Raw genomic sequence first — 14,038 nt, forward strand, 5'->3', positions numbered from 1 at the left:
CTCTCCTCAGAACAACCCGCTCTGGTTTTTTAATAACGCTTCCACGTCTTTATCCACCTTGATATGAATTTCATGTTCAATTTTGACATTCATATTGATGGTGATCGGTTCTTTCGGCGCGGCCAACTCAATGCGGGGGATACACCCACAGAGCAGGATCGCAACGCTGGCGATCCACAGGTTAGTCAGGGCTTTCATCACTGGTTTCCTTTTGCGACGGCAGGGTGGCATTCTGTTCCACCCACGATTGCAGGTTATCGCCAAAGCGCAGGCTCCGCCAGAGCTGGAACAGATTTTCCTGCTGCGTGTAATTGAGCGAAACCCGCTGATTTCTTTGATTGAAACGGCTGGTGCCATCCACTTTGGCGGCCATATTCATCACCCCGAGATTATCGAGGTCAAGGGTGGCCCAACTGCGGGAAATTTCCATATAGCGCAGCCAGTCGATAGCCAACCCGGCGGCCATATTATTGCTGCTGATGGCATCAGCCATGTCTTTATCCATACGCACAGTCAGCGGCCCGTTGTTGGCCACCCAGCCATCTTTAATCAGCCAGCGGGAGTTGTTCAGCCACAGCGGCAGCGCACCGTTGATATGACCGGACATCGCTACCTGCTTCAGCTTCATGGCGGTGACCAGCTCCGACAGGCTGAGGTGCGTTACCTTAATGGTCGCGACTTCTGTCTGCGGCATCTGCAGGCTGGCAAGACTGAGTGTGCCCCCTAACAGATCCAGGCTGACGTCGCTTAACGTTAGCGGATAACGCTCGCTCCAGGGATACCAGCCCTGCAGATCTGCCGCAATATTCTGCATGGCAAACTGGTTTTTAATCTCCCGGATACGCAGCGATACCGGGCCACGGGCCCCAAAATACCAGCGATGATCTTCAAGGCGGAAAGGCAATGAGAAATCGACGCCATCAAATTCATTGTCCGGCAGCAGTGCGCTACCGTTGCTGACCAGCCAGTGCCCACCCGCTTTCAGCCCCTGATCGCTCGCGGCTGAGAACGCCACCTGGGCTTTCAGCGTCCCTCCCTGAATGGCCAGCTTGAGGTCAGGGCTGATCAGCGGCTGAAATACCGTCAACGGTTGCTCCGGCCACCACATCTGGCCGCGCAAGCGGTCGCCATCCCAGCGACCGTTCACCTGCACCGGGCCTATCCGCTTCGCCTGCAGGCTGCCACGGAACAGGAACCACGCGGGATCGCGCCCCTTCACCACCAGCTTCAGTGTCGAGGGAGGCAGGTAGCCTCCACCACCAAAGCGGGTGTCTTTCGCTTTAAGTTTAAGCTGTCCGTTAAAGGAGGGCGCATCCGGATCTCGCTGCCAGCGGATCGGCGTGTCCAGCGACAGCCTCGGAGCAGACATGGTGACGCTGCCGTAGGCCAGCCGATCGAAGCCGGTGGACAACGACGAGAGTTCAATTAACCGATCCTGCCAGCGCCCGTGACCTTTGACATCCCATCTGGCCGCCAGCGGCATCAGATAGCCATCGCCCCAGTAACGCCACAGCCACTGGCCTTTATCCGGCCAGAATGCCTTGGCACGTCCGTCCAGGTGCAGGCGAAAACGTCCCGTTTCTGCATCATGAGCGCTGAGAATGGCCTGCAGGCGGCCCTCGATCCCGGCAGAGGAGATCGAAACGCCCGCCAGCGGCCAGCGAGCCTCATCCACCTCCAGCGTGGACAGCAGTCGCCCTTTCATCCGCAGTAACGCACCCGGCCGCATCAGCACCTGCGGGTCGAGCAGCGGCCCCTGAAGCTCCCCGGGCAGGCCGGCAAAAAATTGCAGTCTGTCCAGTTTGCTCTCCCCAGTCAGACGAAACGGCAGCTGGCTGTTGACCCAGTCCAGACGACCGGGGCCCAGAGAGAGCACCACATTGCCTTTGCCCCCGCGACCCTGAGTCAGCATATTGAAGCGGCCCGCCACTTCCGTTGCCGCCAGCCCCTGCGTCCAGCCGTCGGCCGTTAAGGCGAAACCGCCAGAGAGCGGCTGTCCGGCCCATGGCCAGTTCCACCGCCCCTCACGGACTGAAACTCGTTCGCGGGTAATATGCCAGGGCAACGTCAGCAGCGGCTCAGGCTGTCTGCTGGCCGTTACCACCAACGATCCCTGCTGCTGCTGCCAGCTTAATTTAAAATGCAATGGGTCCGGCACGGCAGTCAGCGCCAGATCGCCCTCCAGCGCCCCGTTTTCAGGCACCGTATCGGGGATCGCTGGCAGGGTCAGCGTACCGCTCAGTCTGACGGGTTCAGGCACGCCAGGGGCCTGCAGGGTAACCGTGTTCAGCGCCAGCTGCTGCCCGTTAAGTTCGGCATCCAGCGACAGATTTTTACCCTGATAACGCAGGTGCTGCCGACGGGGATCCAGTTCGAGCTGGAGCTGACCGGCCCAGGTCTGCCAGGGGTCAATGCTTAACTGGCCGACGGTGACACGGGCGGCAGGTAGCAACTGCTGCCACTGCGCCAGCGTGCGCGGTGCGCTGTCGTCGTCTGCAGTTGCCAGCTCGCTGGCACAGGCCGAGCGTAGGGTCGCCGTATCAACGGCAAGCTGCCAGCGACCCTGGCGATAGCCGAGCGTCACACCCTGCACATCGGCCAGTTCACAGTCGCCGGCGTAGTAATGGATACCCGGCAGATGCAGCGCACCCTTGCGCCAGCGGGGATTACCATCAAGCGAGATGGTGGTATTGGCAGGCAGCCAGATGCCCGCCAGACGGGGAAGCCACTGGCTGACGGTCAGATAAGTACCGATCAGCAGCAGGGCTGTGACGATCAGTACCGCAAGCGTAATTTTCCAGCCCCGGTTCATGGCTGCCACATCCTGTTCACTCCGTGATTATCCTGTGAATGATGGCACGGAAAGCCAGCAGGGTGAAGTTTTTCACCATTAATCAATCGATTCGCTGTTTTTTACATCAGCTAACCGCTCAGCCCCTCCCGCAGGGGAGATAAGTTGTTACACTGCTGTATTACTTACGCACGGCTAAAGGAAAACGGCGATGAAACTTGCGGTATATAGCACCAAGCAGTATGACCGGAAATACCTCACACAGGTCAATGAAGATTACGGCTTTGAACTGGAGTTTTTCGACTTTCTGCTGAGCGATCATACGGCGAAAAATGCCGTAGGCTGCGATGGCGTCTGTATTTTCGTCAACGATGACGGCAGCCGTGCAGTCCTTGAGGAGCTGGCTGAACTCGGCGTTAAGTTTATTGCCCTGCGCTGTGCCGGTTTCAATAATGTCGATCTTGATGCGGCGCGCGAGCTGGGCATCCAGGTGGTCAGGGTGCCGGCTTACTCGCCTGAAGCCGTGGCCGAACATGCAGTGGGAATGATGATGACCCTGAACCGGCGTATTCACCGTGCCTACCAACGCACCCGCGATGCGAACTTTTCCCTCGAGGGTCTGATTGGTTTCAATATGCACGGCCGCACCGCCGGGGTCATTGGTACCGGTAAAATTGGTATTGCCGCCATGCGCATCCTGAAAGGTTTCGGCATGAAACTGCTGGCCTTCGATCCCTACCCCAGCCCACAGGCGCTGGAGCTGGGCGCGGAGTACGTGGATATCAAAACCCTGTTCAGCCAGTCCGATGTCATTACCCTGCACTGCCCGCTGACCGAAGATAATCATCACCTGCTGAACAGCGCAGCGTTTGCCCAGATGAAAGATGGCGTAATGGTGATCAACACCAGCCGGGGTGCCCTGATTGATTCACAGGCGGCAATAGACGCGCTGAAGCAACAGAAGATTGGTTCCCTGGGGATGGACGTTTATGAAAATGAACGTGATTTATTCTTTGAGGATAAGTCTAACGATGTGATCCAGGATGATATTTTCCGCCGCCTGTCCGCCTGCCATAACGTGCTGTTTACCGGGCATCAGGCCTTTCTGACGGCAGAAGCCCTGACCAGTATTTCGCAGACGACCCTGGAAAACCTGCGTCTGCTGGAAAAAGGGGAAGTCTGCGATAACGTGGTCAACGCGGGTTAATCCTTAACCACGCACTGATACCGACGTCAAACTCAGCGATGGATCGCATGCCGACCGGTCAATCCGGTCGGCAGCGGCGCCTCAGACACCGATAAGCTGCGTTACGTCACTCAGCGTGCGCAACTGCCGTTCATCAGCGCACTTTCACCGCAGCGACGCCCGTTTGCCATCTGGCACATTCCGACTGAACTGCCGTCCAACTGACGGGATAATGCCAGCGTACCGCCGGCGTTTGAACAGGCGCTCTCTGCCAGGTCAGCCATGACCACCCGGGTCGGCACATGGGCCGCTGTGGCCTGCTGAGGCGGTTCATTATCACTGTCACTGCTACAGGCTGAGAGTAATAAAGCGGCTGCCGCCAGCAGAAATGTCGCTGCTTTCATCTGGTAAACTCCGGGTAGTGGGCGCTGAAATGCGAAAGCCAGCATATGCTACGTTCCCTGTCAGGTCGATAGTTGTCACGCTTTTTTACAAAATGGTCTTCAACGAAATATCAATAGCCTGCCGTCTTATTTTATAACTAGCTGTTTGAGTGAAGAGAATAAGCGCGGTGAGGGGCCGTTTTATGATTATCGATTTGTTATTACGCATCGCCCTGGCGGGGGCACTGGGCGGCCTGATCGGGCTTGAACGCCAGCTGCGTGCAAAAGAAGCGGGGCTGAGAACCCATATTCTGGTCGGTATTGGCAGTGCCATGTTTATGATCGTCTCGAAGTATGGTTTCGACGACATTCTTGCCCAACATCACGTCGGCCTCGATCCCAGCCGTATCGCCGCTCAGGTCGTCAGCGGTATGGGGTTCCTCGGGGCCGGGACAATTATTATTCAGAAACAGGTGGTGAAAGGCCTGACCACCGCCGCCGGGCTGTGGGTCACGGCCGCCATTGGCCTGGTGATAGGCAGCGGCATGTATGAAATCGGCGTCTATGGCACACTGCTGGCGCTGCTGGTGCTGGAAACGTTCCGCCGCATCAGCTACTGGCTGATTGGCCGTCACCATACGCTGATTTTTCACCTGAAGGCAAAGAGTGTGCCGCTGGTGCTGATGGCATTACAGCATCAGCAGGTGCGCACGGGCCAGGTCTCGGTGGTCAACCGGGATGCCGAAAGTGGGCTGTGTGAGATGATGGTAGATGTGACATTGTCACGCAAACGCGAACCCCATGAGCTCTATGATGCGCTGCTGGAAATCAAAGGGGTGCAGTCAGTAGAAATGCACTGAAGCCTGAAAAGATCATGTCAGCCAGGCAGAATCGTGCCAGGCTGGGAACAATACGTTTGGGTTCGGATGGACACGACGTCATCTGCACCGTTTTTAACTTTGTTACAGGAGAGAAAAATGTCTGATAAATCGATTATGGTGGTGGCCACCTTTGCTGCGGCAACCGGTAAAGGCAATGAACTGTATGACGTGCTGAACCGCTGCGTGGCCCCGAGCCGTCTTGAGGAAGGCAACGTGCATTATGATTTGTACCGCAGCGTGGAAAACAGTGACCTGTTCCTGTTTCACGAAACCTGGAAAAGCGCTGATGCCATTGAGCTGCACGAATCGCAGCCTCATTTTCAGGCCCTGCTGGCAGGTGTAAAAGATCTGCTGGCCGCACCGCCCGTGATCACCAAAATGTAAACGGTGGTGATGTGGGTCGATCGTGACAAACGATCGACCCTTTACTGCCCTTCTTTCCCTTCAGCGGTTTATTTCAGTAAACGCGCCCGGCACGATTTCCCTTTGATCTTCACATCTTTCAGCTGCCCCATCACCTGACGCGCCTGTGACTGACGGATGGCAACATATGCCTGTGTGGGCCCGATATCAATCTTGCCGACCTGATCGCCGGTCAGCCCGCCGTCACCGGTCAGGGCACCGAGAATGTCACCCGGTCGGATTTTCGCTTTACGACCGCCGTCCAGACTCACCGTCACCATCTCTGCCGGCAGCGCTTTCGCTGCAACAGATTTCAGTTCAGCAACGTTACGCCAGACCAGCTTCTGCTGCAGATAGTCTTCCAGCGCATGGGCGCGAACCATCTCATCCTGGGCGACGAAACTGACCGCACACCCTTCCTGGCCGGCGCGGGCAGTACGTCCAATACGATGGACGTGCACCTCCGGGTCAAAGGAGAGCTGATAGTTGACCACCATCGCCAGCGACTTGATATCCAGCCCGCGGGCGGCCACATCGGTGGCGACCAGTACGCGGCAGCTGCCGTTGGCAAAACGGATCAGAACCTGATCGCGGTCGCGTTGTTCAAGGTCGCCGTGCAGCGCCAGGGCGCTGATACTGCCGGACTCCAGCGCATACGCGATATCGTCACATTCCCGTTTGGTGTTACAGAACACCACGCAGGATGCGGGCTGACGGTCACTCAGCAGGCCCGTCAGCGCAGTCAGTTTTTCCCGCGGGCCAGCCTCGTAGAAGGTTTGTTCGATAGACGGTAAATCGGAGACATCGCCGGTTTCGACGGTCAGCGGATCGCGCTGAATGCTCTGGCTGATCTGGGCGATACCCTGCGGCCAGGTGGCGGAAAACAGCAGCGTCTGGCGGGCCTGCGGACAGTGGCGAATAATACTGTCGATATCGTCGCGGAAGCCCATCTCCAGCATGCGGTCGGCTTCATCCAGCACCAGCATATTGATGCCATCCAGCTTCAGGGTTTCACGCTTCAGATGGTCAAGAATACGCCCGGGCGTGCCGACAACAATCTGTGGGGCATGCACCAGCGAATCACGCTGCGCGCCGACCGGCTGGCCCCCGCACAGGGTGAGGATTTTGATGTTGGCGGTAAAACGCGCCAGACGGCGCAGCTCTTTAGCGACCTGGTCGGCCAGTTCGCGGGTCGGGCACAGCACCAGCGCCTGAGTGACGTACTGGCTGGCATCCACGCGATGCATGACACCCAGACCAAAGGCGGCGGTTTTACCACTGCCGGTTTTCGCCTGCGCGCGCACATCCCGCCCCGCAAGAATAGCAGGTAGCGATTCAGCCTGAACAGGCGTCATGTCGAGGTAGCCCAGTTCGGTAAGATTTTCGATCTGGCTGGCGGGAAGTTGGGTCAGGGTAGAAAAAGCAGTCACGGAAGAACTCTCTGATAAAACGGACAGGATTATTGGCGCTGATTGTAGCAGATAACCGCAGGGGACGGGGAGAAAAGCGCTGGCGATAACGTCGCGCAGCGCTGTGTATTTTGTAGTCCGACTAAGATAAAACCAACGCGATTAACAGCCAGAAGATCAGACAGGCTGCCACCATCGCAATCCAGGTATTTCTCCGGTTCCATTTCATATGTATTCCTTCTCCTTCGTTTCGTTCTTAGCCGTCATGTCGACATATTCACGGCATAAGACGAAAGTCTCGGCGGCAATTATAGTAAAGCCTGGCCCTGAATGTCGCCTGTTTATTCGTATTCCGGGCGTAAGTTAAGGCTCAGGGAGTTTTCCTGACGGGCAGGCGCTCTGAGAAGAAAAAATTAGCACTGACGCTTACGGTGTTAACGGCATCCGGGCAGGAAACTTGAGGGATTTAATCAATTTCATCCTCGGATAAGGTTGCGGGGAGTAATATTTAGCGAGAGGGTGCCAACAGCGGAACCCCGTCCTGTCAGCGGATGTGACAGGACGGGTGACTGACAGGATTAACGATCGTTGAACGGATCTTTTTTATCGTCGTCGCTGTCATCCCGCGTGCGCGGAATTTCACCGTGCTCGTTGGGATTATCCCTGGCCGGATGCGGATCTTTTTCCGGTTTGGTTTTTGATTTATCCTCTGACATTACGCCCTCCTCTTGCCTGGATAGAGTAAGCGTAGTTGATAGCGCGCCGCTCTTCAATTAACGCAGGTCTATGAATGCCTGCGTCAGCGATTACAGGTTAGCAACATCTATATAGAGCGATTTATCTATATTGGTCGACGAGACGGTAGCTTCAGTAAAGGCATACTCTGCTCTGTCACCACTGCGATCCAGCGGCAGGGCCTCGAAATCGAACAGTTCCCTGTCGGCTAACTGGCTTGGGCTGATGTTCTGGATCGACTTAAAGACGCTGTCGACCCGACCCGGCGTTTTTTTATCCCACTCGGTCAGCATAGCTTTGATCGCCTGCCGCTGAAGATTCTCCTGAGAACCGCACAAATTGCAGGGAATGATCGGAAAATCTTTATATTCTGCCCAGGCAATCAGATCTTTTTCCCGGCAGTAGGTCAGCGGACGAATAACGACGTTACGTCCATCGTCAGAACGCAGCTTGGGCGGCATCGCTTTCATTTTCGCGCCGTGGAACATATTGAGGAACAGCGTCTCAACAATGTCATCCATATGGTGGCCAAGGGCGATTTTGGTCGCGCCAATTTTCTCGGCAAACGAGTACAGCGTGCCACGCCGCAGACGTGAACATAAACCACAGGTGGTTTTTCCTTCCGGGATCTTTTCCTTCACCACGGAATAGGTATCTTTATCCACAATGTAATAAGGGATATCCAGGCTGTCGAGATAGGCGGGTAAAATATGTTCCGGGAAGCCAGGCTGTTTCTGATCCAGATTAACCGCAATCACCTCGAATTTGATCGGGGCCACTTTTTGCAGGGCGAGCAAAATATCCAACATGGCGAACGAGTCCTTGCCTCCGCTCATGCAGGCCATCACAACGTCATTCTCTTCAATCATGTTGTAATCAGTGATGGCAAGGCCAACATTTCTTCTTAGACGCTTCTGGAGCTTATTCATCTCCAGGGTTTCTTTTCGTACATCGACTTGATTCATAAATACTTCTCTGGACCCTGATGGCTTTAGAACGACGTAATTCTGATTACAGTTTAAGGGGGGACATTATACGGAAGTTTCCCAGCCCGGGAAACATGAGAAATAGCGGGAAAATCTCGCTGTCCGGCGCAGGCGGGTGATGTTCTCTTCCCGCCGTTAAGCCAAACCGGGCCGGGTCACCGCTTACTGATAAGGTGGCGGATCAATAATCGGATGGGGATCGGGCGGCGGCGGATCGGGTAATGGCTGAGGTACCGGCGTCGGGCCCGGTACGGGAACGGGGTCGCTTAGTGGTTCTGACAGGCGAATCGACGTTTTCAGGTCAGTTAACATGTCTTCCTCCTCATACGTTGTAGGAATAGTAAGCGTAGGACATCTGACGGCGCTGGCAAACGCGCAAAAAAAAGCCGGCTGATAGCCGGCGTCGTGCGAATCAAATGTGCTATGCATTAATTCAAAAAAGGAAGTAAGACAATATGGAGCGCAACGCCCATCGCTTGACGTTGCATTCACCTGCGAGAAAGAGTTTGCCCTGATCGACGCCAGCATTTATTGACGTCGATCAGCTTTCATCGCGTTATTGCGCCCCGCTCCCTGACTCATTCTTATTAATCACAACCATTTACGTTTACGTAACCACCAGGCAACGCCGATGACCAGCAGCATCAGTAACATACAGAAAGCGGGAAAACCGTAGCGCCATTCACCGCCTGGAATCCCCCCCAGATTGACGCCAAACAGCCCGGTAAGAAAGGTCGTCGGCAGGAACACCATCGCCAGCAGGGACATAGTATAGGTTCTGCGGTTCATGGCCTCGGCCATTACGGTGGTAATTTCATCGGCCAGCACGCCGGTGCGTGCCACGCTGGCATCCAGATCGTCCAGCCCGCGCCCTAAACGATCGGCGATATCCTGCATCCGGCGGCGATCGTCGTCACTCATCCACGGCAGGCGCTCGCTGGCAATACGGGAAAACACGTCACGCTGGGGGGCCATATAGCGGCGCATGATAATGAGCTGTTTACGGATCAGGGCCAGTTCACCGCGCGGCGGCACCTGCTGATCCACGACCGCATCTTCCAGATCGATAATTTTGTCATGCAGTTCCTCAATAAACTCGCTGGTATGGTCGGTCAGCGCATCACAGACATCCACCAGCCAGCTGCCGCCATCCACCGGGCCAATCCCGTTCTTCAGGTCGGTGAGCACTTCATCAATGGCAAACACCTTGCGCTGCCGGGTGGAAACGATCAGCTTTTCGTTGATGAATACGCGGATCACCACCAGCTGCTCCGGCCGCGATTCGCTATTGAGATTAATACTGCGCAGCGTAATCATCGTGCCGTCGCTCAGGCGGTTAACGCGCGGGCGCATACTGTCTCCGCCCAGCGCGTCACGCACCGAGTCAGGCAGAAGTGGGGTCGAGGCCAGCCAGTCCGCGCTTTCACTGTGGGTATAATTCAGGTGCAGCCAGCATGGCTTGTCACAGGTCAGCACATCGCTGTCGTCAATCGGGATTAACCCGCCCTTCCCATCCAACTGACACGAAATGATCGCATCAGAGACCTGCAATGATTTACCCGCAATGACGTCCACGTTTGTATCACCCTTAGCCTAATCAATGCGATACAGTCTAGCCTGAAGGAGGCCAGTTGCAAAACGTCCCCTCTCCAAAAGCTGCAGGCCCTCAGTCATCAGGCGTGCCATCAAAAAGTCGATCCCCGTCACGAAAAAAAGTTATTCCCTTCCTCCCCCCTTGCTAACTGGCTGAGAACAGGGAAATATCGCTGCAGCATAAACAGGATTGCTACTGATTCTCAGGCAAAACCTAAACCGCTTTAATGCGCCTTTCTGGCGATGTTGAAGCGGTTTAGGTTTTTTTTTGGCCTGAATTCACTAACAGGCCACAGACAACGATGTCGGAACCAGGAGCATACGATGACGTACCAGCTTTTATCAGAAGAGATCCTGCAGGGAGTGGGCGGCAAAGAGAACGTCACTTCCGTCATGCACTGCGCTACCCGCCTGCGCTTTAAACTGAAAGACAGCCGTAAAGCCAACACTGCCGCGCTGAAGGCCAATGCGGGTGTGATTATGGTGGTGGAAAGCGGTGGTCAATATCAGGTGGTGATTGGCAACCATGTCAGCGACGTGTATCAGGCACTGATGTCCAATGCCGGCCTGAGCGAGGGGAGCGAAGGCTCCCTCAATACGGAGGAAAAGGGGTCACTCTTCGCCCGCTTTATTGACATCGTTTCCGGGATTTTCACCCCGTTTGTCGGTGTGATGGCGGCGTCCGGTATTCTGAAGGGACTGCTGGCACTGGCGCTGGCCTGCGGAGTGATGACAGACACGACCGGCACCTATATTACCCTCTCGGCGGCCGGAGACGCGGTGTTCTACTTCCTGCCGATTCTGCTCGGCTACACCGCCGGGAAGAAATTTGGTGGTAACGCATTCACCACGATGATTATCGGTGCTGCTCTGGTTCACCCGATGATGATGGCGGCGTTTACCGCTTCTCAGGCAGGCAGTCCTCCGCTGCACTTTTTCGGCATCCCGATGATCCTGATTAACTACAGCTCTTCCGTTATCCCGATTATCTTCGCCGCCTGGTTCTCCTGCCTGATCGAGCGTGTGGTGCATAACCGCCTGCCGGGTGCAGTGCGAAACTTCACCACGCCGCTGATTTGTCTGGCTATCGTCGTTCCAATCACCTTTATGCTGATTGGCCCGGTCGCGACCTGGGTAAGTCAGATGCTGGCGGCGGGTTATCTTCATGCCTACAGCTTCAGCCCGACCTTCGCCGGGGCCTTTATGGGCGCTTTCTGGCAGGTCTGTGTGATCTTCGGCCTGCACTGGGGTCTGGTGCCGATCATGCTCAACAATCTTGCCGTTCACGGGGCAGATACCCTGCTCCCGCTGCTGATGCCGGCGGTACTGGGCCAGGCCGGAGCAACGCTTGGCGTGCTGTTGCGTACCCGGGATGTCAGGCTGAAAGGGATTGCAGCATCCGCCTTTAGCGCCAGCCTGTTCGGGATTACCGAACCTGCGGTGTACGGCGTTACCCTGCCGAACCGTCGTCCGTTTATCTTTGGCTGCATCGGCGGCGCGCTGGGTGCCGCTGTGCTCGGCTTCTTCCACACCACCAGCTATTCATTTGGCCTGCCCTCGGTGTTTACCTTCAGCCAGGTGGTGCCGAAAACCGGTTTTGATGCCAGCGTTGTCGCCGCTATCGTCGGCGCGCTGATTGCCTTTATCTTCGCGGCCCTCGCTACCGCGCTGTTTGGGCTGTCGGTGGTGAAAGAGACGGAGGCAGTGACACCGGATCTTCCCGCTGCTGCCGTCAGTCCCGATCTGCTGCATAAGCAGACGCTGTCCAGCCCGATGAGCGGTGCTGTCGTGGCGCTGGAACAGGTGCCGGATGAAACGTTTGCCAGCGGGCTGTTGGGAAAAGGCATGGGGATCCAGCCGACTGAAGGCCGTGTACTTTCTCCGGTCAACGGTACCGTGGCATCCCTGTTCCGCACCCGCCACGCCATTGGTCTGGAAGCGGAAGACGGTGCTGAAATCCTGATCCATGTCGGCATCGACACCGTCAAACTCGATGGCCTGCATTTTACGGCTCATGTCAGCCAGGGCGACAGCGTTCGCGTCGGTGACCTGCTGCTGGAATTCGATATCCCGGCCATCCGTGCGGCGGGCTATGACCTCACCACGCCGGTACTGATCAGCAACAGCGACGACTACATTGATGTGCTGCCCGCCAGCTCACGGCACGACGTGGCCGCTGGCGAGCCGCTGCTGACGCTGATTAAATAATCATTTATAAGGAGAGCACAATGACACAACGTTTCCCTCAACATTTCCTCTGGGGCGGCGCCGTTGCCGCAAACCAGGTCGAAGGCGCATGGCAAACCGATGGCAAGGGTGTTTCCACCTCAGATTTACAGCCTCAGGGTATTTTTGGTCAGCGTGTCACGCGTCAGGAGGGTGATTTTGGTATCAAGGATGTGGCCATTGATTTCTATCACCGCTATCCGGAAGATATCCGCTTATTCGCCGAAATGGGCTTTACCGTACTGCGGACCTCCATTGCCTGGACGCGCATTTTCCCCGAAGGGGATGAAACGCAGCCGAACGAGGCCGGACTGGCCTTTTATGATCGCCTGTTTGACGAGATGGCGAAATACAATATCGCGCCGCTGGTTACTCTTTCCCATTACGAAATGCCGTATGGACTGATTAAAAAATACGGCGGCTGGGGCAATCGTAAAACCATCGACTGCTTCGTACACTATGCCGAAACGGTCTTCGCCCGCTATAAAGATAAAGTGAAGCACTGGCTGACCTTTAATGAGATCAATATGTCGCTTCACGCGCCGTTTACCGGCGTGGGTCTGCCGGAAGACAGCGATAAACAGGCGGTCTATCAGGCCATCCACCACCAGCTGGTGGGCAGTGCGCGTGCGGTGAAGGCCTGCCACCGGATTATTCCGGATGCCAAAATCGGCAATATGCTGCTGGGGGCCATGCTCTATCCGCTCAGTCCACTTCCGGCTGACCTGCTGGAGACGCAAAAGCAGAACCGTGACTGGCTGTTCTTTGGCGATGTCCAGACGCGCGGCTACTATCCCGCCTATATGACGCGCTACTTTAAAGAAAACGGCATCCAGCTGGAGATAACGGAGCAGGACAAACAGGACCTGCGTGAGCCGATCGACTTTATCTCCTTCAGCTACTATATGACCGGCTGTGTGACCACCAATGAAGAACAGAATCATAAAGCGCGGGCCAACATTCTGAATATGGTGCCGAATCCGCATCTGGCCAGTTCAGAGTGGGGCTGGCAGATTGATCCGGAAGGGCTGCGTTTTCTGATGAACGAGCTGTACGACCGCTACCAGAAACCGCTGTTTATTGTGGAGAACGGTCTGGGAGCCCAGGATACCGTCGAGGCTGACGGCAGTATCAATGATGATTACCGCATTGCTTACCTGAACGATCATCTGGTGCAGGTCCGTGAAGCGATTGAAGACGGTGTTGAAGTACTGGGTTACACCTGCTGGGGCCCGATTGATTTGGTGAGCGCGTCGAAGGCCGAGTTCTCCAAGCGATACGGCTTTATCTATGTCGACCGTGATGATCAGGGAAATGGCACCCTTGCGCGCAGCCGTAAGAAGAGTTTCTTCTGGTATCAGAACGTGATTAAAACGCACGGCGAATCACTGAAGTAATTCGCCCGGGATCATCCCCTGCCGTTGAGAAGGGGATGATCCCGCCGCC

Annotated in this window: 13 protein-coding genes; 5 read left to right on the forward strand and 8 right to left on the reverse strand. The window is 56.0% G+C overall.

Annotated features, from left to right (window positions below):
• Nucleotides 1-6: 6 nt before the first annotated feature.
• Both K6L24_RS11515 and K6L24_RS11520 read right to left on the reverse strand, forming a co-directional pair.
• Nucleotides 7-198 carry a YnbE family lipoprotein gene (locus tag K6L24_RS11515; RefSeq protein WP_062743375.1) on the reverse strand — a complete coding sequence of 64 codons (192 nt, stop codon included), beginning with the start codon at nucleotides 196-198 and terminating at the stop codon, nucleotides 7-9.
• Nucleotides 182-2,812 carry a YdbH family protein gene (locus tag K6L24_RS11520; RefSeq protein ID WP_222682324.1) on the reverse strand — a complete coding sequence of 877 codons (2,631 nt, stop codon included), beginning with the start codon at nucleotides 2,810-2,812 and terminating at the stop codon, nucleotides 182-184. Before K6L24_RS11520 ends, K6L24_RS11515 begins: the two co-directional genes overlap by 17 nt.
• Nucleotides 2,813-3,002: 190 nt before the next feature.
• On the opposite strand from K6L24_RS11520, the gene K6L24_RS11525 reads away from it, so the two are divergent.
• On the forward strand, nucleotides 3,003-3,998 hold the full coding sequence (locus K6L24_RS11525; protein ID WP_062743377.1) for a 2-hydroxyacid dehydrogenase: 996 nt from the start codon (nucleotides 3,003-3,005) through the stop codon (nucleotides 3,996-3,998).
• A gap of 110 nt (nucleotides 3,999-4,108) precedes the next feature.
• Here K6L24_RS11525 and K6L24_RS11530 read toward each other — a convergent pair whose 3' ends face one another.
• Complete coding sequence (locus K6L24_RS11530; RefSeq protein ID WP_062743434.1) at nucleotides 4,109-4,381, reverse strand: putative hemolysin; 273 nt, start codon at nucleotides 4,379-4,381, stop codon at nucleotides 4,109-4,111.
• 182 nt (nucleotides 4,382-4,563) lie between these two features.
• Here K6L24_RS11530 and K6L24_RS11535 point away from each other — a divergent pair, with 182 nt between their 5' ends.
• Nucleotides 4,564-5,220, forward strand: a complete 657-nt coding sequence (locus K6L24_RS11535; protein WP_062743378.1) for an MgtC/SapB family protein — start codon at nucleotides 4,564-4,566, stop codon at nucleotides 5,218-5,220.
• Nucleotides 5,221-5,337: 117 nt separating this feature from the next.
• Nucleotides 5,338-5,625: a putative quinol monooxygenase gene (locus K6L24_RS11540; protein WP_062743379.1), complete on the forward strand. Its 288-nt coding sequence runs from the start codon at nucleotides 5,338-5,340 to the stop codon at nucleotides 5,623-5,625.
• 68 nt (nucleotides 5,626-5,693) lie between these two features.
• Here K6L24_RS11540 and dbpA read toward each other — a convergent pair whose 3' ends face one another.
• The 5 genes from dbpA to zntB form a co-directional block, all read right to left on the reverse strand.
• The gene (gene dbpA / locus K6L24_RS11545; RefSeq protein ID WP_222681480.1) at nucleotides 5,694-7,073 is read right to left on the reverse strand and encodes an ATP-dependent RNA helicase DbpA; all 1,380 of its coding nucleotides are present in this window, start codon (nucleotides 7,071-7,073) and stop codon (nucleotides 5,694-5,696) included.
• A gap of 557 nt (nucleotides 7,074-7,630) precedes the next feature.
• Nucleotides 7,631-7,768: a hypothetical protein gene (locus tag K6L24_RS11550; RefSeq protein WP_162900971.1), complete on the reverse strand. Its 138-nt coding sequence runs from the start codon at nucleotides 7,766-7,768 to the stop codon at nucleotides 7,631-7,633.
• Nucleotides 7,769-7,858: 90 nt separating this feature from the next.
• Nucleotides 7,859-8,752, reverse strand: coding sequence for a tRNA 2-thiocytidine(32) synthetase TtcA (gene ttcA / locus K6L24_RS11555; protein WP_062743381.1), 894 nt, complete (start codon nucleotides 8,750-8,752; stop codon nucleotides 7,859-7,861).
• Between the two features lie 183 nt (nucleotides 8,753-8,935).
• Nucleotides 8,936-9,085 carry a proline-rich small protein YnaL gene (ynaL, locus tag K6L24_RS11560; RefSeq protein WP_167550578.1) on the reverse strand — a complete coding sequence of 50 codons (150 nt, stop codon included), beginning with the start codon at nucleotides 9,083-9,085 and terminating at the stop codon, nucleotides 8,936-8,938.
• A gap of 279 nt (nucleotides 9,086-9,364) precedes the next feature.
• The gene (gene zntB / locus K6L24_RS11565) at nucleotides 9,365-10,348 is read right to left on the reverse strand and encodes a zinc transporter ZntB (protein ID WP_137268570.1); all 984 of its coding nucleotides are present in this window, start codon (nucleotides 10,346-10,348) and stop codon (nucleotides 9,365-9,367) included.
• A gap of 342 nt (nucleotides 10,349-10,690) precedes the next feature.
• Here zntB and bglF point away from each other — a divergent pair, with 342 nt between their 5' ends.
• Together bglF and K6L24_RS11575 are read left to right on the forward strand one after the other, a co-directional pair.
• Nucleotides 10,691-12,574 (forward strand): PTS beta-glucoside transporter subunit IIABC, encoded by a 1,884-nt coding sequence (bglF, locus tag K6L24_RS11570; protein ID WP_222681481.1) that lies wholly within the window; start codon nucleotides 10,691-10,693, stop codon nucleotides 12,572-12,574.
• A gap of 20 nt (nucleotides 12,575-12,594) precedes the next feature.
• A complete protein-coding gene (locus K6L24_RS11575) occupies nucleotides 12,595-13,989 on the forward strand; it encodes a glycoside hydrolase family 1 protein (RefSeq protein ID WP_222681482.1) in 1,395 nt (464 codons plus the stop codon).
• Nucleotides 13,990-14,038: the final 49 nt, after the last annotated feature.

The organism is Erwinia persicina (assembly GCF_019844095.1).
Taxonomy (GTDB): Bacteria; Pseudomonadota; Gammaproteobacteria; order Enterobacterales; family Enterobacteriaceae; genus Erwinia; species Erwinia persicina.